Source organism: Pantoea sp. CFSAN033090 (assembly GCF_001264395.1).
GTDB lineage: Bacteria > Pseudomonadota > Gammaproteobacteria > Enterobacterales > Enterobacteriaceae > Pantoea > Pantoea agglomerans.
This window is the reverse complement of the sequence record NZ_LGYX01000031.1, coordinates 129,015-151,866: the sequence shown is the minus strand read 5'-3', so window position 1 is coordinate 151,866 and position 22,852 is coordinate 129,015. Positions and strand designations below refer to the sequence as shown.

The 22,852-nt window shown below is 58.6% G+C and carries 22 protein-coding genes; 15 read left to right on the top strand and 7 right to left on the bottom strand.

Annotated elements, in window-relative coordinates:
* Positions 1–56: 56 nt before the first annotated feature.
* The gene (proC, locus tag AFL22_RS21610) at positions 57–869 is read right to left on the bottom strand and encodes a pyrroline-5-carboxylate reductase (protein ID WP_010255263.1); all 813 of its coding nucleotides are present in this window, start codon (positions 867–869) and stop codon (positions 57–59) included.
* A gap of 168 nt (positions 870–1,037) precedes the next feature.
* Here proC and AFL22_RS21605 point away from each other — a divergent pair, with 168 nt between their 5' ends.
* Positions 1,038–1,487: a YaiI/YqxD family protein gene (locus tag AFL22_RS21605; protein WP_010255266.1), complete on the top strand. Its 450-nt coding sequence runs from the start codon at positions 1,038–1,040 to the stop codon at positions 1,485–1,487.
* Positions 1,488–1,489: 2 nt separating this feature from the next.
* On the opposite strand, the gene AFL22_RS21600 is transcribed toward AFL22_RS21605, so the two are convergent.
* The gene (locus tag AFL22_RS21600; protein ID WP_052272148.1) at positions 1,490–2,212 is read right to left on the bottom strand and encodes a DUF2076 domain-containing protein; all 723 of its coding nucleotides are present in this window, start codon (positions 2,210–2,212) and stop codon (positions 1,490–1,492) included.
* A gap of 315 nt (positions 2,213–2,527) precedes the next feature.
* On the opposite strand from AFL22_RS21600, the gene aroL reads away from it, so the two are divergent.
* The 7 genes from aroL to ppnP all read left to right on the top strand — a co-directional run bounded on the left by aroL (position 2,528) and on the right by ppnP (position 8,315).
* Positions 2,528–3,052 carry a shikimate kinase AroL gene (gene aroL / locus AFL22_RS21595; RefSeq protein WP_052272147.1) on the top strand — a complete coding sequence of 175 codons (525 nt, stop codon included), beginning with the start codon at positions 2,528–2,530 and terminating at the stop codon, positions 3,050–3,052.
* 111 nt (positions 3,053–3,163) lie between these two features.
* Positions 3,164–3,355: a YaiA family protein gene (locus AFL22_RS21590; RefSeq protein ID WP_033771050.1), complete on the top strand. Its 192-nt coding sequence runs from the start codon at positions 3,164–3,166 to the stop codon at positions 3,353–3,355.
* Positions 3,356–3,705: 350 nt separating this feature from the next.
* The gene (locus tag AFL22_RS21585) at positions 3,706–4,458 is read left to right on the top strand and encodes an IclR family transcriptional regulator (RefSeq protein WP_010255274.1); all 753 of its coding nucleotides are present in this window, start codon (positions 3,706–3,708) and stop codon (positions 4,456–4,458) included.
* Positions 4,459–4,746: 288 nt separating this feature from the next.
* Positions 4,747–6,306, top strand: coding sequence for an OPT/YSL family transporter (locus tag AFL22_RS21580; protein WP_052272146.1), 1,560 nt, complete (start codon positions 4,747–4,749; stop codon positions 6,304–6,306).
* 11 nt (positions 6,307–6,317) lie between these two features.
* A complete protein-coding gene (locus tag AFL22_RS21575) occupies positions 6,318–7,250 on the top strand; it encodes a DUF1177 domain-containing protein (protein WP_033766613.1) in 933 nt (310 codons plus the stop codon).
* 1 nt (position 7,251) lies between these two features.
* Positions 7,252–7,929: an AroM family protein gene (locus AFL22_RS21570; protein WP_010671178.1), complete on the top strand. Its 678-nt coding sequence runs from the start codon at positions 7,252–7,254 to the stop codon at positions 7,927–7,929.
* Between the two features lie 95 nt (positions 7,930–8,024).
* Positions 8,025–8,315 (top strand): pyrimidine/purine nucleoside phosphorylase, encoded by a 291-nt coding sequence (gene ppnP / locus AFL22_RS21565; protein WP_009091800.1) that lies wholly within the window; start codon positions 8,025–8,027, stop codon positions 8,313–8,315.
* 596 nt (positions 8,316–8,911) lie between these two features.
* On the opposite strand, the gene rdgC is transcribed toward ppnP, so the two are convergent.
* Positions 8,912–9,823: a recombination-associated protein RdgC gene (gene rdgC / locus AFL22_RS21560; RefSeq protein WP_022625153.1), complete on the bottom strand. Its 912-nt coding sequence runs from the start codon at positions 9,821–9,823 to the stop codon at positions 8,912–8,914.
* Positions 9,824–9,969: 146 nt separating this feature from the next.
* Here rdgC and mak point away from each other — a divergent pair, with 146 nt between their 5' ends.
* Positions 9,970–10,881 (top strand): fructokinase, encoded by a 912-nt coding sequence (mak, locus tag AFL22_RS21555; RefSeq protein WP_010671180.1) that lies wholly within the window; start codon positions 9,970–9,972, stop codon positions 10,879–10,881.
* Positions 10,882–10,964: 83 nt separating this feature from the next.
* Here the strand turns inward: mak and eat are convergent, their stop codons facing one another.
* Positions 10,965–12,329 carry an ethanolamine permease gene (gene eat / locus AFL22_RS21550; protein WP_010671181.1) on the bottom strand — a complete coding sequence of 455 codons (1,365 nt, stop codon included), beginning with the start codon at positions 12,327–12,329 and terminating at the stop codon, positions 10,965–10,967.
* A 249-nt stretch (positions 12,330–12,578) separates the two neighbouring features.
* On the opposite strand from eat, the gene AFL22_RS21545 reads away from it, so the two are divergent.
* Positions 12,579–13,583 carry a phosphotransferase gene (locus AFL22_RS21545; RefSeq protein ID WP_010671182.1) on the top strand — a complete coding sequence of 335 codons (1,005 nt, stop codon included), beginning with the start codon at positions 12,579–12,581 and terminating at the stop codon, positions 13,581–13,583.
* 162 nt (positions 13,584–13,745) lie between these two features.
* Positions 13,746–14,813 (top strand): AraC family transcriptional regulator, encoded by a 1,068-nt coding sequence (locus AFL22_RS21540; RefSeq protein ID WP_052272145.1) that lies wholly within the window; start codon positions 13,746–13,748, stop codon positions 14,811–14,813.
* Here AFL22_RS21540 and AFL22_RS21535 read toward each other — a convergent pair.
* Positions 14,810–15,202 carry a cell envelope integrity TolA C-terminal domain-containing protein gene (locus tag AFL22_RS21535; protein ID WP_052272144.1) on the bottom strand — a complete coding sequence of 131 codons (393 nt, stop codon included), beginning with the start codon at positions 15,200–15,202 and terminating at the stop codon, positions 14,810–14,812. The genes AFL22_RS21540 and AFL22_RS21535 overlap by 4 nt on opposite strands.
* A 153-nt stretch (positions 15,203–15,355) precedes the next feature.
* On the opposite strand from AFL22_RS21535, the gene AFL22_RS21530 reads away from it, so the two are divergent.
* Genes AFL22_RS21530 through AFL22_RS21520 form a run of 3 tightly spaced genes read left to right on the top strand, consistent with a single transcriptional unit; the run spans position 15,356 to position 17,054 of the window.
* Positions 15,356–16,033: a CsgG/HfaB family protein gene (locus tag AFL22_RS21530; protein WP_033756751.1), complete on the top strand. Its 678-nt coding sequence runs from the start codon at positions 15,356–15,358 to the stop codon at positions 16,031–16,033.
* Between the two features lie 11 nt (positions 16,034–16,044).
* Positions 16,045–16,404: a DUF4810 domain-containing protein gene (locus tag AFL22_RS21525; RefSeq protein ID WP_033766621.1), complete on the top strand. Its 360-nt coding sequence runs from the start codon at positions 16,045–16,047 to the stop codon at positions 16,402–16,404.
* Positions 16,401–17,054 (top strand): DUF799 domain-containing protein, encoded by a 654-nt coding sequence (locus AFL22_RS21520; protein ID WP_081273830.1) that lies wholly within the window; start codon positions 16,401–16,403, stop codon positions 17,052–17,054. The genes AFL22_RS21525 and AFL22_RS21520 overlap by 4 nt, the downstream gene beginning before the upstream one ends.
* A 29-nt stretch (positions 17,055–17,083) precedes the next feature.
* On the opposite strand, the gene AFL22_RS21515 is transcribed toward AFL22_RS21520, so the two are convergent.
* Together AFL22_RS21515 and sbcD are read right to left on the bottom strand one after the other, a co-directional pair.
* Positions 17,084–20,758: an AAA family ATPase gene (locus tag AFL22_RS21515; protein WP_052272143.1), complete on the bottom strand. Its 3,675-nt coding sequence runs from the start codon at positions 20,756–20,758 to the stop codon at positions 17,084–17,086.
* Complete coding sequence (sbcD, locus tag AFL22_RS21510; protein WP_033785418.1) at positions 20,755–21,954, bottom strand: exonuclease subunit SbcD; 1,200 nt, start codon at positions 21,952–21,954, stop codon at positions 20,755–20,757. Before sbcD ends, AFL22_RS21515 begins: the two co-directional genes overlap by 4 nt.
* A 197-nt stretch (positions 21,955–22,151) precedes the next feature.
* Between sbcD and phoB the strand changes: the two genes are divergently transcribed.
* A complete protein-coding gene (gene phoB / locus AFL22_RS21505) occupies positions 22,152–22,841 on the top strand; it encodes a phosphate response regulator transcription factor PhoB (protein ID WP_003852491.1) in 690 nt (229 codons plus the stop codon).
* Positions 22,842–22,852 lie beyond the last annotated feature (11 nt).

The following is a 22,852-nucleotide window of genomic DNA, read 5'->3' as shown; positions in this document are numbered from 1 at the left end:
CTGGAGACAAGGCGGGCCAGCGTGCGGGGCCGCCTTGCACATCCTTTGTTGAGCGGTTAGCTGCGGCTCAGTTTCTCTGACTTCGCCATGCACTGCAGCATCGCTTCCATCACCGCCGAGCGCATGCCTTTCTCTTCCAGCACTTTCACCGCTTCGATGGTGGTGCCGCCCGGAGAGCAGACCATATCTTTGAGTTCAGCCGGATGTTTTCCGGTGGTCAGCACCATCTGCGCCGCCCCTTTCACCGCCTGTGCAGCAAACTGATAGGCCTGAGCGCGTGGCATGCCGCCCAGTACGGCCGCATCGGCCATCGCTTCGATAAACATAAACACGTAGGCCGGCGCAGAACCGCTGACGCCGACCACGGAGTGAATCAGATATTCATCCACCACGGCCGCTTTGCCGAAGCTCTCAAAAATCGCTATCACCTCGTCGATTTCCGCCTGCTCAACCAGCACGTTGGGCGTGACCGAGGTCATGCCTTCGCTGACCAGCGAGGGAGTATTCGGCATCGCACGGACAATTTTACGATCGTAACCCAGCACCGATGAGAGCGAATCGAGCGTCACCCCAGCCGCAATCGACACCACCAGCGCCTCTTTTTTCAGGCTGCCTGTCAGCTCTTTTAAGACTTTCAGAATGACATTGGGTTTGACCGCGCCGAACAGGATGTCTACTTCACGCGCCAGCGCTTCAGCGCTCTCTGCTGCGTTGATGCCATACTGCTCTGCCATCGCCTGGTTGGTCTCTGCTTTGCGATCGTAAACGAAGATATCAGACGGGGCGATTTTGCCGCTGTTGACCAGTCCGCCGATAATGGCTTTCGCCATATTTCCCCCGCCGATAAACCCGATTTTCTTTGCCAGCATCGCCATCTCCTTAGGACATTATTCGTTTTTCTCAGTGAGCTAGCTTACTTCAGCCAGCCTGAATAACAAGTCAGCCAGGCGCAGGCTGGAAAGCGCGCCGCAAATAAAATTTGCCATTTAGGGGGAACCCGGCAAGATCTTACTCTTCTCTGACTGTAAGGAATCATGATGTTTATCTGGGTCGATGCCGATGCCTGTCCGAATGTAATCAAAGAGGTGCTCTACCGCGCAGCCGACCGCACCGCAACTACCATCACTTTTGTGGCGAACCAGTTTCTGCGTGTGCCGCCCTCACCGTATCTGCGTACCCTGCAGGTGCCTGCCGGATTTGATGTGGCGGACAATGAGATCGTCAGACGTTGTCAGCCAGGCGATCTGGTGATCACCGCCGATATCCCGCTGGCAGCAGAGGTGATTGAGAAGGGTGCGGCGGCGCTGAATCCGCGCGGCGAGCGTTACTCACCGGCGACGATACGTGAACGCCTGACGATGCGGGATTTTATGGATACCCTGCGGTCAAGTGGGGTGCAGACCGGCGGCCCCGCGGCGATGAGTCCGCGTGACCGCCAGCAGTTTGCAAATGAGCTGGATAGCTGGCTCACCCAGCAGAAACGCTGAAGTTAAACGAAGCTGTCGTCGTCGTAATCGTTGCCGCCAAAATCATTGAGATCGCTGTTGTCGGCATAATTACTGTCCCAGCCTGTATTCTGGTCGAGGAAGGCGTTGTCGTTACCGCCGTTAAAGGTATCGGCATTGTCATCGCCACCGTTGAAGGTGTTGAGATTGTCATTCACATCGGGCAGGGGTGGCTCATTGATGATGTTCACAATCTCTTCCGGCTGTGAATGGTGGAACATGCTGGTCAGCATATCGGCCATCACCACACCGCCCGCCACACCCACAGCTGTCTGCAGTGCGCCGCCGAGGAAACCGGTGCCGCGTGGTGCAGGCGCTTGTGCAGGCGCATATTGCGGCTGAGCCGGTTGCTGTGGCGCACTGTTCCACGGTGACGATTGCTGTTGCTGCTGCACAGGCGGCTGCTGACGCGAACCGCTACCAAACAGCCCGGACAGAAAGCCGCCGCTGCTCTGTGCAGGTTGCTGCTGCTGTTGCTGTTGCTGGGCCAGCTGGCTTTCCAGCGCCGATACTTTCTCATTGAGTTTTTTCAGCGCCGCTTCCTGAATCAGGATCGCCTGCGCCATGTAGTAAGGCGCGCCCGGCTGCGCCTGCAGATGCTGGTTAATCAGTTGTTCGGCAGCGGCATCGCGTGCCACGGTCTGGCTTTCAGCCTGTTTCAGACGGCTGAACAGCCCTTCGATCAGTTGTTGTTCTTCGCGTTGCATGATGACTCTCCTGTGGCGATTGTTACCAGTATATGTGGGCGCCAGCGTGAAAAGTAAAATCGGGGCAGTAAGCAAATATTGCCGACGCATTTTAGCCGCTCTTTTGCGGAGTTTTTATCGCTCTGTTACGGCCCTGATGCACAAAACGTGCATGCATTTCCCCTTGAAAACACAAAGATTGTCGCTGTTCAGGGGACGAAAATGCGTAAATCGTGCCTGACAGGTAGAGGCCATAATAATTTCCAGTTATTATGCGTCGCATTAATAAGCTCACCATGCAGCCGCATCGCGCGGTCAGGCGGAGGAACGGCCCTGATGTCACTACCCATCTTTTTGATTGGCGCTCGCGGTTGCGGCAAAACCACGGTCGGCGAGGCGTTGTCGCGGGCGCTGGGCTACGCCTTTACGGATACCGATCACCATCTGCAACTCAGCACGCAGCGGAGCGTGACGGAGATTGTGGCGGAGGAAGGCTGGGAAGGTTTCCGCGCCCGTGAAACGGAATCGCTTAAAGCGGTGACGGCACCCGGAACCGTCATTGCCACCGGCGGCGGCATGATTCTGGCTGAAGAGAACTGCCGTTTTATGCAGGAGCAGGGCCAGGTGATCTGGCTTAGCGCGTCCCCCGAGGTGCTGGCAGAGCGGCTGGAAAGTGAACCTGAAGCGGCCCAGCGTCCGACCTTAACCGGCCGTCCGATTGCTGATGAGATGAGTGATGTGCTGCGTGAACGTGCGCATCTCTATCAGGCTGCGGCCCATCATCAGGTGAATGCGATGCAATCGCCCGAGTGCGTGGTAGAGGAAATTATGCTGTCACTCTCTCTGGCGCGCGCCAGCTAACCCTCAGATTTTTCCCGCTTTGATCCCGCTTCAGACGGCATTGTCTATACTTATCCTATGACAGGCAGCGGCCTGTCCTGTGGAATGTTATTCAGACAAGAGGGACACAGTATGCCGACCAGACCACCGTATCCACGTGAAGCGAAAATTGTGCCTGTTGAAAAGGGCACTGAAGGTAATAAAGTAACCTCTTACGAATTGCGTGCTGATCATCCCAAACCGAATTCATTAATCAGTGAGCACGAAACGGAAGAAGAAGCGCGTGACGCCAAAGCGCGCTACGAAGACGTTGAAAAAGAGTAAAGCTTCACTGCTGGCAGGGACGCCAGCCTGTTACACCGGATAACTGCTTATTACTGACCCGCCTGACGCTGTGCCTGAACGATGCCTCTTTTTTTCTCCCCCCTGAAGTCGATCAGGTTATTTAAGAAGCGAAATTGACGCAGATTTACTGTCGAATGCACTCTGCGTATGCTTCTGTTCTGCACTCTCCTTGTCTCACCAGATAAAGCCCCGCTAATCATTTTTATCCCCTTATTTTCTCTGCTGCCGATCTCTGTGTGAAGCAAATTGTCGCTTGACCGATTCAGCGCCACGTTTTATTTTCATCAAACCAACAGAGGAACTTGGTTCCATATAGTGGAACACGTAACATGACCACACTTGAAAATGCTGCCGCCGTACTTCGATTGTTTCAGCACAAAGGTGTAACGCAGGGGCATGTCGGTCTCTCATTCAGTGAGGTGGTTGAGGCGTTAAACCTGCCAAAAAGCACCGTTTCGCGGCTGCTGGCCACCATGGAAAGTCAGGGGCTGCTGGAGCGGAATGCGGATACGCGCGGTTATCACATTGGTCGCGTATTGCTGGCTGCCGCCGGACATTATCTTTCGGCACCGCTGGTTGACAGCGTTTCAGCGGCGATGGTCAGGCTGGCTGCGAAGACCGGCTGCATGGGTTACGTGTCGAAGCTCGACGGGCGGGAAGTATTAGTGATGCGTATGTTTCATGGGCGTCACTTTACGCAGATGGTCACGCCACCGGGCAGTCGGATGCCGGCTGCCGCGACCTCAACCGGCCGGGCGCTGTTAGCGCAGTTAAGTGATGAAGAGGTGCTGGCGCGCTTCCATGATCAATGGCAGGTCGCATCAGCGAACTCGCCGCAAAGTCCTGAGGCACTCTGTGCCAGACTAGCTGAGATCCGCCAGCAGGGCTGGTCACTGGCCCGAAATGAGTCGCTGCCAGGCATCAGCTCGCTGTCAGTTATTGTTCATAACAAACATCATGGCGAAACGGTGGCACTCTGCCTGTCGTTTCCGTCTATGGAGTCTGAACCGGGTTTCCCGTCAGAGCTCCTTGAAGCATTACGCGCAACGGCCACAGAGATGACCGAAAAATATGGCGCGTAACTTCACACCGTTTTTATCGGCGTAGTACTTTCGCCACACCAGGGAAAACAAAGGCCTTCGGGCCTTTTTCTTTCAATCTGATCGCCACGCTTTACGCAGCACTCCGGTTGCCTGTGTCCGTCTCTCATTGCCTCCTGTATCGGTTCAGCATGCGGAGGGACGACCATCTGCAGTGGCTGTTGCAATCTCTGTGCGCATCAGAGCAGTGAAACTGATAACCGGCGTAAACCGGCCAGCGGGCGGGTAGACGTTATTTCATTTCTTCTGGACAAGGACTGGCGGGGACGTATGGAACGGGTAAATCCGATTAAACACGTTGGCGTGGCACTGGTTTTAATTCTTCTCTCCATTGCGGGTGCCATTATTGGCATTCAGCTGATTACCACCATTGGCGTAACGCCTAACACCTCTATTATCGGCGCGCTGTTTGCCATGCTGCTGGCGCGTATTCCGCTGCAGGCATTCCGCCGTTATCGTTCGATTGAAATCCAGAACCTGGCGCAGACCGCTATCTCTTCAGCCACCTTTGGGGCGGCGAACAGTCTGTTGATGCCGATTGCCGTGCCCTGGGCGCTGGGTGAACCGCAACTGGTCCTGCCGCTGTTCTGTGGCGTCAGCGCCGCGATGCTGCTGGATGCCTGGCTGCTCTATCGGCTGTTTGATACCCGCGTCTTTCCGGCCAGTAATGCCTGGCCACCGGGCGTTGCGGCAGCAGAAGCGATCAAAGCGGGAGATAAAGGCGGACGCCAGGCGTGGCTGCTGGTGCTGGGCATCGTGGGTGGCGTCGTCGGTGCCATGCTGAAGATCCCGATGTCCGCCTTTGGCACCGCGTTTATCGGCAATATCTGGGCGCTGTCGATGCTTGGCATCGGTTTTCTGCTGCGTGCCTATGCGCAGCCGGTGGCCGGTATTGATATTAATGCGCTCTATATTCCGCATGGCGTGATGGTCGGTGCCGGTCTGGTAGCGCTGATTCAGGTCGTGATGGTGATCCGCAGCCGCAAAAATGATGCGCTGGTGGTGAGCCGTAATGGCAATGAGGTGCAGCGGGCGCTGGGTTTCGGCAGCGTGGGTTATATCGTGATTTCCGCGCTGCTGGCGCTGGCGGGCGGCCTGTGGAGTGAGATGGGCATCGCGATGCTGCTGCTGTTTGTTCTTTATGCCGCGTTTGCTGCTTTCGCCCATGAACTGATTGTCGGCATTGCCGCTATGCACTCCGGCTGGTTCCCGGCCTTTGCCGTGGCGCTGATTACGCTGATTATCGGCATTCTGATCGGCTTCCCACCGCTGGCGCTCTGCCTGCTCTGCGGCTTTACCGCCGCCACCGGTCCGGCGTTCGCCGATATGGGTTATGACCTGAAGGCGGGCTTTATCCTGCGCGGCAACGGTGCCGATCTGCAGCAGGAGCTCTGGGGACGTCGTATTCAGCTCATCGCAGCTATGATCGCCTTTGTTGTGTCGATTCCGCTGGTCTGGTACGCCCATACCTTCTTCTTTGCTGACAACCTGCTGCCGCCTGTAGCGCGGGTGTATGCCAAAACCATTCAGGCGGGTGCTGAGCCAGGTATCGCCGGTAATCTGCTGATGTGGGCGATTCCGGGGGCCATTATCCAGTTGATCGGCGGGCCGAAACGCCAGCTGGGCGTGCTGCTCGCCACCGGTTTATTAATTAATAACGCCATGGCGGGCTGGGCAGTAGTGGTGGGGATCGCCTTACGCATCATAATCATCCGGATCTGGGGCGAGCGGGGCCGGTCGCCTATGGAGGTGATGGCGGCAGGCTTTATTGCCGGTGATGCCCTCTACAGCTTCTTTCATTCGCTGTTTGCCAGCAGCAGCAAGAAATAAAAGGATAAAGCATGAGTTTGCAGCAGACCCTGGCGGTTTTTGAGTTACTGGATAGCGCCCACATTGACGGACAGCAGGTGGTGGATCTCTTCGCGGCGTATCCTGATGTTGATGCCCGCTTTACCCGTGTCTCCGGTCCCAAAGGCCGCACCGATTTTGTGCGCATTGATATTCCGGGGACGCAGGGCAAATCAGGCGGCGGCAGTGCACCGACGCTGGGGATTATTGGTCGCCTTGGTGGCATCGGCGCTCGTCCTGGTCGTATCGGCATGGTGTCAGATGCGGATGGCGCGATCGCGGCCGTTGCCAGCGCGCTTAAACTGGCGCAGATGCAGAGCAAAGGCGACAGGCTTGATGGCGATGTCATCATTACCACTCATATCTGCCCGGATGCGCCAACGCGGCCGCATCTGCCGGTCGATTTCATGGACTCGCCGATTGACGATATCACCATGAATGATAATGAAGTGGTGGCGGGTGTGGATGCGATTCTGTCAATCGACACCACCAAAGGTAACCGCATTATCAACCACAAAGGCTTTGCCCTGTCGCCGACGGTGAAAGAGGGCTACATCCTGCGGGTTTCGGAGGATCTGCTGCGCATCATGGAGATGACCAGCGGCCGTCCGGCGGTGACCTTTCCCATCACCACGCAGGATATTACGCCTTACGGCAATGGGGTTTATCACCTCAACAGCATTCTGCAACCTTCTACCGCCACGGATGTGCCGGTGGTGGGGGTGGCGATCACTGCCGAGTCGGTGGTGCCGGGCTGCGGAACCGGCGCCAGCCATGAAGTGGACATTGCGGCAGCGGCGAAGTTTGCCATTGAGGTGGCCAAGGAGTTTGGTCGTGGAACCTGTCACTTCTACGACGCCGAAGAGTATGCGCGGCTGATTTCACTCTATGGCAGCCTGGCGCATCTGCGTCACCGGAATCACTAAGATGACGAAACCACTGGTAACGCTGACTATCGGCCAGTCTCCGCGCAGCGATATTCTGCCGCTGCTGCGGCAGCATCTGCCGGATGCGCTGACCGATCACGCCGGTTTACTGGATGGACTCAGCGCGGCAGAGATTGCCGCACGCTTCGCGCCAGCAGCGGGCGACCGGGTTCTGGTGTCGCGGCTGCAGAGTGGCGAACAGGTGCGGCTGGCGGCCTCGAAAGTGGAGCAGGGATTGCAGCGCAAAATCAGTGCGCTGGAGCAGGCGGGCTATGCGACCATTCTGCTGCTCTGCACCGGTGAATTCAGCCGGCTCCGCACCCAGCGTGCGCTACTGCTGGAGCCGGATCGCCTGATTCCACCGCTCATCTGCGCCATGGTGCAGCAGCAGCGGGTCGGCATTGTCGTGCCGGTTGAGGAGCAGATTGTTGAGCAGGCAGGTAAGTGGCAGCAACTGCCCGCGCAGCCCTGCTTTGCGGTCGCCAGTCCCTATCAGGGCGATCAGGCAACCTTCGCCGATGCTGCAAACAGTCTGAAAGCGCAGGGCGCAGCGCTGGTGGTGCTCGACTGTATGGGTTATCACCAGCAGCATCGGATAGGGTTACAGCAGCGGCTGGGCGTACCGGTTCTGCTCTCTAATCAGCTGGTGGCGCGCCTGGCGGCGGAGTTGCTTCCCTGAGTGAAGAGATCACAAACGGCCATCATTTCGCGTGACAGATCAGCGGGTTCCCTTCTACACTGCCAGACACACAACATGTGCTCTGGAGAACTATTATGCTCAACGTAAGTGAGTATTTTGACGGAAAAGTTAAGTCTATCGGTTTTGACAGTGCGAGCACCGGACGTGCCAGCGTGGGCGTAATGGCTGAAGGCGAATACACATTCGGTACCGGCCAGCCGGAGGAGATGACCGTGGTCAGCGGCTCGCTTAAGGTATTACTGCCAGGTGAAACCGAGTGGAAATGGTTTGAAGCGGGTTCGGTGTTTAACGTGCCGGGTCACAGCGAATTTCATCTGCAGGTTGGCGAGCCAAGTTCCTATCTCTGCCGTTACCTGAAAGATTAAAAAAATGGCCGCTTAGCGGTAATGCTGGTCAGTTAAGCGACAGGTGATAACGCAGTCTGGTGCCGGGCAGGGGCTGGCGGTCCTCGCGCCGCTGCGCGGTCCCTTCACTTCATTCCTCTGCCTGACGGACCGCCGGGGATGGCACATCCTGTGCCGCCCCGCCTTTCGCCCGCGTCCTGCGGGCTCTCCTGGCAGACTCATTCTGTTCAGCGCTGCGGATTGCCTGCTCCTGCCCGGCACCAGCCTGCTCTGAAACTTCAGTGTGTATTGTTAAAAAGTGCACGAGAGTGGAAGCCTGAGCGCCAGAAGTCCACGCCGGGAAGCGTGGACAGTTCGGGGCCGGCCAGGGAGGGCCGATCCCCGAACGGTTCGTCGGCACGACGTCAAAGCCGAAGGAACCGCGTCAGCGGCGCGAGGACGGCCCGGCAGCAGCAGAGGTGCGCTGGCCCGCACTGCGGCCCGCTCGCCCGGAAAAAAAACTGCCACGTCTGACCGTGACAGCCTTTACAAATCTAATCTTAACTGACTGACATTAACGCTAAGCGGCCCTTTTTTTGGCGAATATCGTCTGTCAGGATGATTCTGCCGGTGGCTGATTAACGCTGGGCTTCGCCGCCGAGCGCTTCTACCAGATTGCTGGTCAGTGCGGCCAGTTCGCTGGTCATCAGAATAAAGTCCGCATCAAAGCGCTGTGCAAAATCTTCGCGGTCAATATCGTCGTTCTGATCGCGCAGGGTATCGCTGAACTTCAGACGCTTCACTGAACCATCATCGGCCAGCACGAACTGAATGCGCTCCTGCCAGTCGAGCGCCAGTTTGGTTACCAGCTTGCCCGCTTCGATGTGGTTGGCGATCTCATCGCACACCAGATCCTGTTTCTTGCAGCGGATAACGCCGCCATCTTCCAGCAGCGCTTTCAGCTCCGCTTCATCCATCAGGGCGAATCCGGCAGGCAGCTCGCCTGAACGTACCCATTCGGTCAGGGTCAGTTCAATCGGGCTTTCCAGCGTCAGCGGCACCACCGGCAGTGAGCCCAGGCTTTTACGCAGCAGCGCCAGGGTATCTTCCGCTTTTTTAGCGCTGGCACAGTCAACCATAATCAGGTTGTTGACCGTGTCGATCCACAGGTAGGTCTGGCTGAAACGGCTGAAGGCGCGCGGCAGCAGGCTGTGCAGCACTTCATCTTTCAGCGAATCTTTTTCAGTCTTTTTGAGCTTGCGGCTCTGCTCAGATTCCAGCTTGTCGATTTTCGCTTCCAGCGCCTGTTTCACCACCGGCGAAGGCAGGATTTTCTCTTCTTTGCGGGCGCAAATCACAATCTGGCCTTTGTTTTCATGGGTCAGCGCATCGCTGCGGTTGCCCATCGGCGAGACCCAGCCGGTCTTGCTCATATCCTGACTGCCACACGGTGAAAACGTGAAGGCGTCGAGCTGCTTTTCCATCTCATCTGCGGACAGCGGAATGTCACGATTCAGACGATAAACCATCATATTTTTAAACCACAACATCGGGATTCCTTACCGTGGCGCGATCGGGCGCACAAGTCTGCGAGAGTCAGCGCGCATGATAGCGAAACATCGGAGTGGTTTCATTGCCTTTCCGGCAGACGCCTTTTACTGTATCTCTCACCTGAACGAATAACGAGGACGTAATCTTGCGCATAGGCATAGATCTGGGTGGCACCAAGACAGAAGTGATCGCATTGTCGGATAAGGGAGAGGAACTGTTCCGCCACCGGGTGAATACCCCGCGTGATGACTATCAGGCAACGGTGCAGGCGATTGTCGATCTGGTCACGCTGGCGGAGCAGAAAACCGGCGCAACCGGCACGGTCGGCCTCGGTATTCCCGGCACGCTTTCGCCTTACAGTAAGCGGGTAAAAAATGCCAACTCCACCTGGCTCAACGGTCAGCCGCTGGATAAAGATCTGGCGCAGGCGCTGAACCGGGAAGTGCGTATCGCGAACGACGCCAACTGCCTGGCGGTGTCGGAAGCGATCGACGGTGCCGGTGCCGGACAGTCGCTGGTGTTTGCCGTGATCATCGGCACCGGATCGGGCGCCGGTGTGGCGATCAACGGTGAGTCGCGTATCGGGGGCAACGGCAATGCCGGTGAGTGGGGCCACAATCCGCTGCCGTGGATGGATGAGGATGAGCTGCGCTACCGTCAGGAAGTGCCCTGTTATTGCGGGCAGCAGGGCTGTATTGAGACCTTTGTTTCAGGCACCGGTTTTGGTATCGACTATCAGCGGCTGAGCGGCGTACATCGCAAAGGTGCGGAGATCGCCTCGCTGCTGGCGCAGCAGGATCCGATCGCCGAACTGGCGATGAGCCGCTATGAGTTGCGGCTGGCAAAATCGCTGGCGCAGGTGGTAAACCTGATCGATCCCGATGTGATTGTACTGGGCGGTGGGATGAGCAATGTGGATCGTCTCTATCAGACCGTGCCGGTGCTGATGAAGAAGTGGGTATTTGGCGGGGAGTGTGAAACGCCGGTGCTGAAGGCGCAGCATGGCGACTCCAGCGGCGTACGCGGTGCGGCGTGGCTCTGGCCGCTTAACGGCTGAGTTACCCGAGCATCCGCTGACGATTCAGCGCCAGAGAGACCCGGCGCTGAATCGTTAACCCACGGCACTCACCCGCGCCGCTTTTATTCGCCGACCAGCATACTGTCCTGCGGCGCCCGATCGCGCTGCGCTTTGGTGGCGAGGAAGTAAAGATAGCCTGCCAGCATGATGGCGAAAAACAGCGCGCCAATCACCGGATTAAACCACAGCATCGCCAGCAGACAGACCACCGACAGCAGCAGCGCGATGCCCGGAACAATCGGGTAGCCCGGCGCGCGGAAACTGCGGACCATCTCCGGCGCGCTGCGGCGCAGTTTAAACAGACTCAGCATACTCATGATGTACATCACAATCGCGCCAAATACCGCCATGGTGATCATCGCCGCCGTCAGCGTCATCCCCTGCAGATTAATCACACCATCGCTGTAAATTGCCGCGATACCCAGCACGCCGCCGAGAATAATTGCCCGATGCGGGGTCTGGAAACGCGACAGTTTGGCCAGAGAAGGCGGCAGATAGCCCGCGCGTGCCAGGGCAAAAAACTGCCGTGAATAGCCGAGGATGATGCCGTGGAAGCTGGCAATCAGGCCAAACAGTCCAATCCACACCAGCATATGCATCCAGTTAGAGTGTTCGCCGACAATCATTTTCATCGCCTGCGGCAGCGGATCGTTAATATCGGCAAGTTTGCGCCAGTCGCCCGCGCCGCCCGCCATCAGCATCACACCTATCGCCAGCACCACCAGCGTCAGAATTCCGCTGATGTAGGCGCGGGGAATGGTCCGGGTCGGATCTTTCGCCTCTTCGGCCGCCATCGCCGCGCCTTCAATGGCCAGGAAAAACCAGATGGCAAAAGGAATGGCGGCGAAAATGCCGGAGAAGGCGGGCAGTCCGAAGCTGTCACTGCCTGCCCAGCCGTGTGCGGCGAAGTTCGCCAGGCTGAAGCCGGGTGAAACCACACCCATAAACACCAGCAGTTCAATCACCGCCAGCACCGTCACAACCAGTTCAAACATCGCCGCCAGTTTTACGCCGAGAATATTCAGCGTCATAAACAGCAGATAGGCGCCGACCGCCGCAGTCTTCGGGTTCAGTTCGGGATACTGCACGTTGAGATAAGCCCCAATCGCCATGGCAATCGCCGGTGGCGCAAAGACAAACTCAATCAGCGTCGCCAGACCGGCAATCAGTCCGCCGGTTTCGCCAAAGGCGCGGCGACTATAGGCAAATGGCCCGCCTGCATGGGGGATCGCGGTGGTCAGTTCGGTGAAGCTAAAAATAAAGCAGGTATAGAGCGTGGCGATTAACGCGGTGGTGACCAGAAATCCCAGCGTGCCCGCCACGGCCCAGCCGTAACTCCAGCCAAAATATTCGCCTGAAATGACCAGGCCAACCGCAATCCCCCACAGATGCAGGGTGCCCAGAGTGGGCTTGAGTCTGTTTGTCATTCTGTTATCCCCGTCGTTGTTGGTCTCACGCGGCGTTACACCGCCATTACGCTACAGTAAGGGGATAATGCCGTTGCATTACTCGCCACGACTTGACGCGGGCGCAGTGAATTCTGTCCTCCACAGTCAACTCACGGGCAACAACCGGGCCAGCTGCACGCTGCGGTCAACTTTGTCTCTTCCGGAGTCAAGCAGCTCACCTTCTGGCAACGCATGCTGAGATAAAGCAAGTGACAAGGAGCCGGACTGATGAGCGCTAAACAATATGACAACCTGACTGATTCCCAACTCACCCTGATGGCGCAGCAGGCGCTGGCCTGTTATCCCGCCGCGCTGCAGGGCCAGCTCAGCCTGCTGTGCCGCTCAGAGAACGCCACGTTTCTGCTGCAGGCGGCAGGCCGGCGTTATGCGCTGCGACTGCATCGCGGCGATTATCATCAAAAAGCCGACATCGTCAGCGAACTGCTGTGGCTCAATGCGCTGCGCGAAACCGGCATTATGGTGCCGGAAGCGGTGCCGGACAAAGAGGGCGAAACCGTGCTGACGCTGCGGCTGCCGGAGGGCGGTGAACGCTACGTGGTGCTGTTTCACTGGATCGACGGAGAGATGCCGACCACCGACGTCGATCCCCGCGCTTTTCAGCAGCTCGGCCAGATCACCGCGCGGCTGCATCAGCACAGTAAACAGTGGCAGCCGCCTGCGGGTTTCCAGCGCATCATCTGGGATCACCACACCATGACCAGCGCAGAGAGTCACTGGGGACGCTGGCAGGATGCGCCGAATCTGAATCCTGCCGATCATGGCGTGGTAGAGCAGGCGATAAGCCAGGTCGGCGCGGCGATGACGCAGTTCGGTAAAGGATCGGATCGCTATGGCCTGATCCACGCCGATCTGCGGCTGACCAATCTGCTGCTGCACAAGGGCGAAACGCGGGTGATCGATTTCGATGACTGCGGGCTCGGCTGGTATCTGCACGATCTGGCGGCGGCGATCAGTTTTGTTGAGCATCATCCGCGCGCGCCAGAGTGGATCGATCACTGGATCCGCGGCTATGAGCAGGTGGCGCATATCAGCGATGCGGAGATGGCCATGCTGCCCGCGCTGTTGATCCAGCGTCGTATCCAGCTCACCGCGTGGGTGGGATCACATGCCGAAACCGAAATGGCGCGCAGCCTGGGATCGGCGTGGGCCAGCCACTCGGTCCGCCTCTGCCGCCGCTATCTGGAAGGTGAGCAGCTGCCGGTCGGCGTCTGATGCACCAGCGGCGGGCGTCGCTGCGCCGCCGCAGTGCCCTGCGCGTAGCCCGCGCGCCGCCCGGACAGCCCGCAGGCGGCGCGTCGGGCATCAGGGACCTGGTATGGAAATTGCTCGGATAGGAGTAACGGGTGATCCACCTGAATTCTGACTGAGGCGACCATGAATCCGACACTGATAAAGCCCGATGCGTTTGCGGCCTGCTCGGCAGCGGCGGGGGCAGGCAATCACGGCGTGCTGGCAGCGGCGGCGACCGGCTTAGGCGACTTTATTCATACCCAGGGCGGCGATGTTGATCGTATCTTCGGCATCAGCGGCATCGATCCGGAGCGCCTGGCCAGTCCGACGCTCAGCCTGGGGCTGGTTAACTACTGTCGGGTGCTGGAAGAGGCGGCGCGTCACTCCGGTTTTGATAACTTCGGTTTGCACTACGGCAGGCAGTTTAAACCGCAGTCATTAGGCCTGATCGGCTACATCGGTTTGTGCTCCGCCACGCTGGAACAGGCGCTGCATAATGTGGTCAACGCGTTTCCCTGGCATCAGCACGACACCTTAACCCGGCTGGTGGATAAGGGAGAGTGCTGGCGGCTGGATTATCAGGTGCGACATGGCGCGATCCTGTCGCGCCGACAGGATGCAGAGCTGACGCTGGGGATGTTTATGAATCTGATCCGCCACGTGGCAGGCAGACACTGGGCACCGCGCGAAGTCCACTTTGAACATCCGCGTCCCGGCCAGTGGCACGATCACTGCAAAGTGTTTGATGCGCCGGTCTGGTTCGATCAGCCGTTTAACTCACTGGTGATCCCCAGGCGCGATCTGCTGCGCGCCATGCCGGAGAGCGATCCGATCCTGTTAATGGTGATGCAGGATGCGATCCGGCGGCTTAACCGTGTGACGTCGCAGCAGAGCATGATTGAGCAGGCGCGTTCGCAGGTTAATTTATCGCTGATGCAGGGTGAGCCGGTGCTGGAAGAGGTGGCGGATAAGCTCGGACTGTCGAGCTGGTCACTGCAGCGGCGGCTGCGCGAAGAGGGCAGCAGCTTTACCGCGCTGGTCGATCAGGTGCGCTGCGAAATGGCGACACACTATCTGCAGCAGAAGCAGCTGCCCATCTCTGAGATGGCGCTGCTGCTGGGCTACTCGGAAGTCAGCGCGTTTTCACGCGCGTTTCGTCGCTGGTTTGGCATCAGTCCGCGCCAGTGGCGTCAGGAAGGTCTGGCCAGCTAACCGCGCGGCGCAAAGCCGAACCACGCCGGTTGTCCAGGCTCCGGCGGCGGCGGCAGATCGCGGGTCTGCGCGACCAGTTGCCAGGCGCGCAGGCAGAGCGCTTCATCACCCTGCGTCTGGGTCACCGCATAATGTCTGCTGTGTGGTTGCCACTCCATCCGTACCAGACATTGCTGACCGGCGTAACGCGCCGCATCGCTGAACTGCCGGTTCAGTACTGGCTGCATTTGATTAGTCCAGTGACAGGATTGGCTGTCAGGATCTTTCGACGGCTGACAGAGGTTTGCCACGCTATCCCGTTGCTTTGTCACAGGTTGCTGACAGGCGCTGAGCGACATTGCAATAATCACCCCCGGCAACATTCTCATCGTCATATTAATTAAATTCATTTAACTGGCCAACTTTCCTTAAAGATCTTCCGGTCTGCTGCCGACAGTCTACAGACCGGCATCATGAATGCTATGGCATTACTCCGACTGTCGTCAGAACCAGAATTTACCGCCCTGGCGCGGGTTACATCTCTTTCACTTCATGGATTAGAAATGCAGAAAAAATATGCCTTTGCGGCACTCTCCCTGTTAACGGCCTCGCTCATCAGCGGCTGCGCCACTGAATCTTCCCGCGCTATTCAGGCCCCCCAGGTTCGCGCGGCCAGCCAGCCGGTTTATCAGGGCGTGCGCAGCCCGATTGCGGTGGGTCAGTTTGATAACCGCTCCTCCTATATGAACGGCATTTTCTCTGATGGTGTCGATCGGCTGGGCAATCAGTCAAAAACCATTCTGATTACCCATCTGCAGCAGACCAACCGGTTCAGCGTGCTGGATCGCAGCAACCTGAAAGAGCTGCAGCAGGAGTCGGACTTCAAACGCAGCCAGCAGAATATCAAAGGCGCGAACTTCATCATCACCGGTGATATCACCGAGTTTGGCCGCAAAGAAGTGGGCGATCAGCAGCTGTGGGGCATTCTGGGCCGCGGCAAAACGCAGATCGCCTATGCCAAAGTGAATCTGAACGTAGTGGATGTCACCACCTCAGAGGTGGTCTACAGCACCCAGGGCGCGGGCGAGTATCAGCTCTCCGCACGTGAGGTCATCGGCTTTGGTGGCACCAGCAGCTATGACTCAACGCTGAACGGCAAAGTGATGGATCTGGCGATTCGCGAAGCGGTCGATCACTTAGTGGATGGAATCAACAACGGCGCATGGCGTCCGGCTAAATAAGGAAGCAGTAAATGAAGATGATGACACTGAGCAGCCTGCTGATTGCAGCGGCGTTGCTGGCAGGCTGTGCGCCAAAAGCGCCGAAAACGATCTACTACTGGGGCGATTATCAGCAGCAGGTTTACAGTTACTATCAGCCGGGCAGCGATCCGCTGAAGCAGATCGATGCGCTGAATCTGGACATTGAAAAAGCCCGTGCCGTTAACCAGCCGGTTGCGCCTGGCCTGCACGCCCAGCTTGGTCTGCTCTATGCCAAAACCGGCGATACCAATAAAGCCTTTGGTCAGTTTGCCACCGAGAAGCAGCTGTTTCCCGAATCGGCACCTTACATGGATTTTCTGATGAGTAAAAAACAAGGAGTGGTACGGTGAAAAAACTGATTGCCCTCGGCGGCGTGCTGATGATGCTGCTGCTGACCGGTTGTGCGACGAAAAAACCGTATGACTACAGTGCGTTCCGTGCCAGCAAGCCCGCCTCGATTCTGGTGCTGCCGGCCGATAACACCTCGCCGGATATCAATGCCGCGCACAGTCTGACCTCGCTGGTGACGCGCCCGCTGGCCGAAGCCGGTTACTACGTCTTCCCGGTGGCAGTGGTTGAAGAGACCTTTCAGCAGAATGGCCTGACCAGTGCCAGTGACGCCCAGGCCGTCAGCGCGAAGCGTCTGAATGAGATTTTCCACGCCGACAGCGCGCTCTATATCTCGATCAGCGAATATGGCAGCAGCTATCGGGTCATTGACAGCGTGACGACCGTGACGGCCAAAGCACGGCTGGTGGATCTGCGCAGCGGCAAAGAGATCTGGCAGGGTAAGGCCAGTGCCAGCGACAGTGAAGATGGCAACAACAACAACGGTGGGCTGGTCGGTATGCTGGTCAGTGCGGCAATCAAACAGATTGCCAGCAATGTGACTGACAAAGCGCACACCGTGGCCGGACTGACCAGCAATCGTCTGCTGGCACAGAACGAGCAGGGCGGGTTACTCACCGGCCCTCGCTACAAGCTCGTCAGCGCCCGCTGATTGCACGTAAACGGGCGCTGCGGCGCCCGTTATCCTTGTGGCAGTTCCAGCTGGCTGTAACCCAGCCCATTCATCTTGCGTACTTTAATCTGTACCGGAATGCGCTCTTTCATCGCTTCCACGTGGCTGATCACCCCAATGGTTTTGCCGCTGGCGTTGAGTGCATCGAGGGCATCCAGCGCGGTATCGAGCGTCTGCGCATCCAGCGTGCCAAATCCCTCATCCAGAAACAGCGATTCGATGCGCGTTTTGTGGCTGACCAGATCCGACAATGCCAGCGCCAGCGCCAGACTCACCAGGAAGCTCTCGCCACCCGACAGCGTGCGGGTATCGCGCGCCGCATCGGCTTGCCAGGTATCGACCACATCCAGCTCCAGCAGATCCTGCGCCCGTCGCTGCAGCAGATAGCGGCCATGCAGCCGATCGAGCTGACGGTTAGCCAGGGCCACCAGGTGATCCAGCGTTAAGCCCTGGGCGAAGCGCCGGAATTTATCGCCGCTGGCGGAGCCAATCAGATCGTTGAGCAGGCTCCACTGCGCCAGCGTCACACCATCCTGTTCAATCTGTGTCATCAGGCTCTGCTGGCGCACACGAAGGCTGGCATCGCTGTGCAACTGCTGCTGAATCTGACCCTGCTGGCTGGCGTTGTCGCGCAGTGCCAGCCGTAACTGCTCCAGCTGTTGCGCCAGCGCCTCGGCGGATTCCGGCATCGCAGCGGGTTTCGCCTGCTGATGGAGACTGAGCCGCTGACGCAGATCCGCCAGTCGCGCCTGCTGCTGCTGGCATTGCTGATCGAGCTGCTGCAACTGCTGACGCAGTTGCACTGCGGTCTGCTCATCCAGCAGCGCCGCGCGCAGGCTGGCTTCATCCGCGAATCCGGCGCTCTCCAGTGCCTGCTGCAGCGCGCTTTCCGCCTCTGCCAGTTTGCTATTGAGAGTCTGCCGCTGATTTTCCAGTCCCGAAAGCTCACCCTGCAGGCGACTGACCTCGGCCTGCGCCTGTTGCAGGGCAGTGAGCTGCTGTGCCAGTTGTTCATCAGCCTGCTGAACGCGGGCCTGTATCTGCTGACGGGCGTGGGTGACCTCGCGGTCGCCAAACAGCGCGAGACGCTGCTGGCGCATCTCGCTGAGCTGCGTCTGGCGCTGGTTTTGCTGCTGCTGACGAGTGGTGAGCTGCTGCTGCTCCAGTTCTGCCTGCTGTTGCAGGGCAGTGAGCTGGGTTTCCCCCTTTAACAGCTGCGGTTGCAGGTTAGCTAGCAACCGCTCACTTTCCTGCCAGCGCTCCCAGCGCCGCTGCTGTTCTGTCAGCCACGCCTCGCGATGGGCGGCGTCGGGCAGGGCAAGGTTGTGTGCACTGAACTGCTGCTCCAGACGACTCTGCAATTGCGCCATGGCCTGCTGTTCCTGCTGCTGACGCTGTTGCAGCGCATCCAGCGCCTGCTGCAGGCTGGACAGCGACTGCTGCGCCAGCTGTTCTGCCTGCAAATGCTGCTGCCAGGCCTGTGACTGCTGAAGATAGTAATCTTTTGCGGCCTGACGCGCCTGTTCTGCGGCTTCCTGCGCCTGTCGCTGTTGCTCAAGCTGGCTTTCACGCTCGCTTTGCTGCTGCTCCCACGCGGTTAAGGCATCCCGATCGGCGAGCGGGAAGGTAAGTGCCAGCTCACTGCTCAGCGCCTGCCATTGCTGCTCAAGCCGATCGAGCTGTTGCTGCATCTCCGCGATCTCATCGCGCAGGGTCTGCTGCTGCACGGCTGACTGTTTCAGCTGTTCGCTTTTTGCCGTGCCCGCTTCGCGCAATGCCTCGGTTTGTTGCTGCAGTGCAGCCCGGCGCTGCTGGTTAGCACTTACTTCCAGCGTGCTGTAGGCCTCAACGGCGGGATGCGTGCAGGAGCCGCACAGCGGACAGGGCTGATCGGCGGCGAGCCGGGCGCGGTAATCGCTGAGATCGACAATCTGCTGCTCCAGCGCGCAGATTTTTTCGACATCATCCAGCTGCTGTTTTTCGCGTTTCCACGTTTCGCGCAGGGCCTGGAGTTCCGCTTCACTCTGCTGATGCGCTTTTGCGAGCGCGATAAGCCGCTGCTGGCGCTGGCCCAGCTGCTGGTGCAGCGGCTGCCACTGGGTTGAAAGCAGCAGCAGTTGCTGACGAGCCGGACGGCTGTTCTGCAACTGGCTTAATGCCTGACGCAGTGCGGCAGGCGGATGCTGTTCCTGTAGCGAAGTTAGTACTTGCTCCGCCTGCGAGAGCGCCTGGCGGGCCTGTTGCTCCGCCTGCTGGCGCGGGAGCGCCTGTTCTGCCTGCTGCTGCTGTTCCGCCTGCTGGGCAGCGATCTGTCGCTGCTGCTGCTCGCGCTGTTGCGCCAGTCCGGCCAGGGTCGCTTCACGCTGCGCCAGCAGGGCAAAGTTCTCCTGCCACACCGGCAGCGAAGCGCCCCATTGGGCGAGATCGGCAAGCTGCTGGCGTAACTGATGCTGTTCGGCAATCGCCTGCTGCCATGTCTCAACCTGGCGCTTCTGCTCTGCCAGGCTGGCCTGTGTCTGATCAGCATGCTGCTGCTGTCGGGCATTTTCCTGCTGCTGCTCCGCAAGCTGCTGCTGCAGTGCGCTGATCCGCTGATCCAGCGGCAGAACCTGTTCTGTCAGCAGACTTTCCTGCTGCTGCTGTTCCTGCAGCGCCTGCTGGCGGGCACTTTGGGTCGTCGCGTAGTGCTGTTGATGCTGCTGCTGTTGGCTCTGCGCCTGCTGCTGCGCCGCCGTGAGTTGCTGACAGCGGCTCACGACCTGCTGCTGTTCGGTGCGTAACGCGTCGCGCTGCTGCAGTTTTACCCGCAGCTTTTCAGCCGGTTCGCTGCGTGCAAGACGCTGACGATCGGCCTCTGCCGCCTGGGATGCGGCCCGGGCCTGCTGCAGCGCGACGTCAGCCTGCGCATTTTCCTGCTGTAACTGCTGCGCCTGCTGTTGCCACTGCTGCTGTTGCTGCGCCTGCTGATAGTGCGCGCTGAGCTGCTGTTCCGCATCGGTCAGATCGGTGAGCTGCTGTTGCAGCGAGGCACGTGCGTCGCTATCCAGCAGCGCCATCGCTCCCGCCTGGCTGCGCAGCAGATCCAGCTGGGTTTTTGCCTCTTTGTGGCGCTCGTAGATGGCGGCGGAAATCAGACCGTAAATTTCGGTGCCGGTCAGCTCCTCAAGCAGTTCCGCGCGCTCACTGGCTTTCGCGTTGAGAAAGGCGGCGAACTGGCCTTGTGACAGCATCATCGAGCGGGTAAACCTTTCGAAATCGAGCCCGGAGAGGGTTTCGATCAGCTTCAGCTTGTCACCGACTTTATCGGCAACAATGATGTTGTCGGCGCAGCGTGCCAGCTCAACGCGCGGTGCCTGAAGTTTGCCGTCGGCAGTGCCGCGCGCGCGGTTCTGGCTCCAGAAGGCGCGCCAGGCTTCTCCTTTGATCTCAAACTCCACCTCGGCCAGACATTCGGCACAGTCGCGGGTCATCAGCGCATTCTGGCTCTGTGAAATCGCGCCCAGGCGCGGTGTCTGGTGATAGAGCGCCAGGCAGATGGCGTCCAGCAGGGTAGTTTTACCGGCGCCGGTGGCACCGGTAATGGCGAACAGGCCGTTGCTGGCAAAAGGTTCGGCGCGGAAGTCGATGAACCATTCACCGCGCAGGGCATTGAGGTTTTTGAACCGTAGCGTGAGGATCTTCATTGGGTCTCTTCCATGGCGGCCAGCGTCTGGCGGAACAGGGTGGTCATCTCGGCGATTTGCTCTGGTTGCAGCTCCTCATCCAGCGCCAGCCGGCGGGCAAAGACCTCCTCCACCTTCAGCTCACTCAGGGTTTCGTTGTCGAGCCGCGCCAGGCTCTGTTGTCGCTGTTCACGGCTGCGGCGGAGCAACAGGACTTCGACCGGCAGCGTGGCGGTCAGGGTTTCTACCTGACGCTGCAGATCGCTGAGATACTCCTGGGTGGTGACTTCGATGTCGAGCCAGGTCGACTTCTCCTGCTCTGCCGTGCTGAAGGCATTTAACTGTTCTGCAATCTGCGCCAGCGATCCTTTCAGCACCTGCATCGGCTGCGCCTGTGGCACCACCAGCGGCGTGACCGATTGCAGGCCGCTGGTGGTGAGTTCCAGCAGGAAGACGCTTTTTTCTGTGCCCAGCTCGTCAAAGCTCAGCGGAATCGGTGAGCCGCTGTAGCGGATATGCTCGCTGCCCGCGACGCGCTGGGCGCGATGAATATGCCCCAGTGCGATATAGTCAGCCGCGGGAAACGCGCTGGCCGGGAAGGCATCCAGCGTCCCGATATAGATGTCGCGCACCGAATCGCTCTGGCTGACGCCGACGGTGGTGAGATGGCCGGTGGCGATAATCGGCAGTGCATGGCCCAGCGCCTGGGCGGCGGTGAATCGCTGCTGATAGTGGTGGGCGATCGCTTCCAGCAGCGAGGTCTGCTTGTCGCGTCCCGACTGACCCGCCCGGCTGCGCAGGATATCGCGCGGCCGCAGATAGGGAATCGCACACAGCAGCGCGCCCGGCTCGCCCTGGCGGGTGTTGAGCAGCAGCACATCATCCTTCTCCTGCGGGGTGGCGATCACCCGGGTATTGAGACAGGCGAGCAGCTCACGCGACTCATTCAGCGTGGCAACGGAATCGTGGTTGCCCGCCAGCACAATCAGCTGACAGCCGCTGGGCTGCAGCGCCACCACAAAGCGGTTGAACATTTCGCGGGCGTAGCTGGGCGGTGTACCGGTATCAAACAGATCGCCTGCGATGATCAACGCATCCACCTGATGCTGTTCAATCTGGATCAACAGCCAGTCGAGAAATGCCTGATGTTCGGCTGCCCGACTTTTGTTGTAGAAGAACTGCCCCAGATGCCAGTCCGCAGTATGAATGATGCGCATGATGAGTCCCTGCCGTTGTGATTCGCCCGGCGATTATACTGGCTCTGCGGCCAAAGAAAAAAATTGTCGCTGCGCTGTCATAAATGATTACCAGTGAGGTTACAGGCAGGTTATGTTTTTCATAAAAGTGTCACAAATCTGACGCATAATGGCGCCGCGAATCTCAGTGACATCCGTCATAATCAGCAGGAGTAATAATGGCTAAGCGCATTTTGGTTGTGGAGGATGAAGCCCCCATCCGTGAAATGTTGTGTTTTGTTCTGGAGCAGAACGACTATCAGCCAATCGAGGCGGAAGATTATGACAGCGCCGTTGGCAAGCTGATTGAACCCTGGCCCGATCTGATTTTGCTGGACTGGATGTTACCCGGTGGCAGCGGTATTCAGTTTATCAAACATCTGAAACGCGAGGCGATGACACGCGATATCCCGGTGATGATGCTCACCGCGCGCGGCGAAGAGGAGGATCGGGTGCGCGGCCTGGAAGTGGGTGCCGATGATTACATTACCAAACCCTTTTCACCTAAAGAGCTGATGGCGAGAATCAAAGCGGTGATGCGCCGTATTTCGCCGATGGCCGTGGAAGAGGTGATTGAGATGCAGGGGCTGAGTCTGGATCCCTCCTCACATCGCGTGATGTCCGAAACCACGCCGCTGGAGATGGGCCCCACCGAATATAAGCTGCTGCACTTCTTTATGACCCACCCGGAACGCGTTTACAGCCGCGAACAGCTGCTGAACCACGTCTGGGGCACCAATGTGTATGTGGAAGATCGTACTGTCGATGTTCACATCCGTCGTTTACGTAAAGCGCTGGAAGTGTCCGGCCACGATCGCATGGTACAAACCGTTCGCGGAACAGGGTATCGTTTCTCTGCCCGCTACTAAACGGAGCCTTA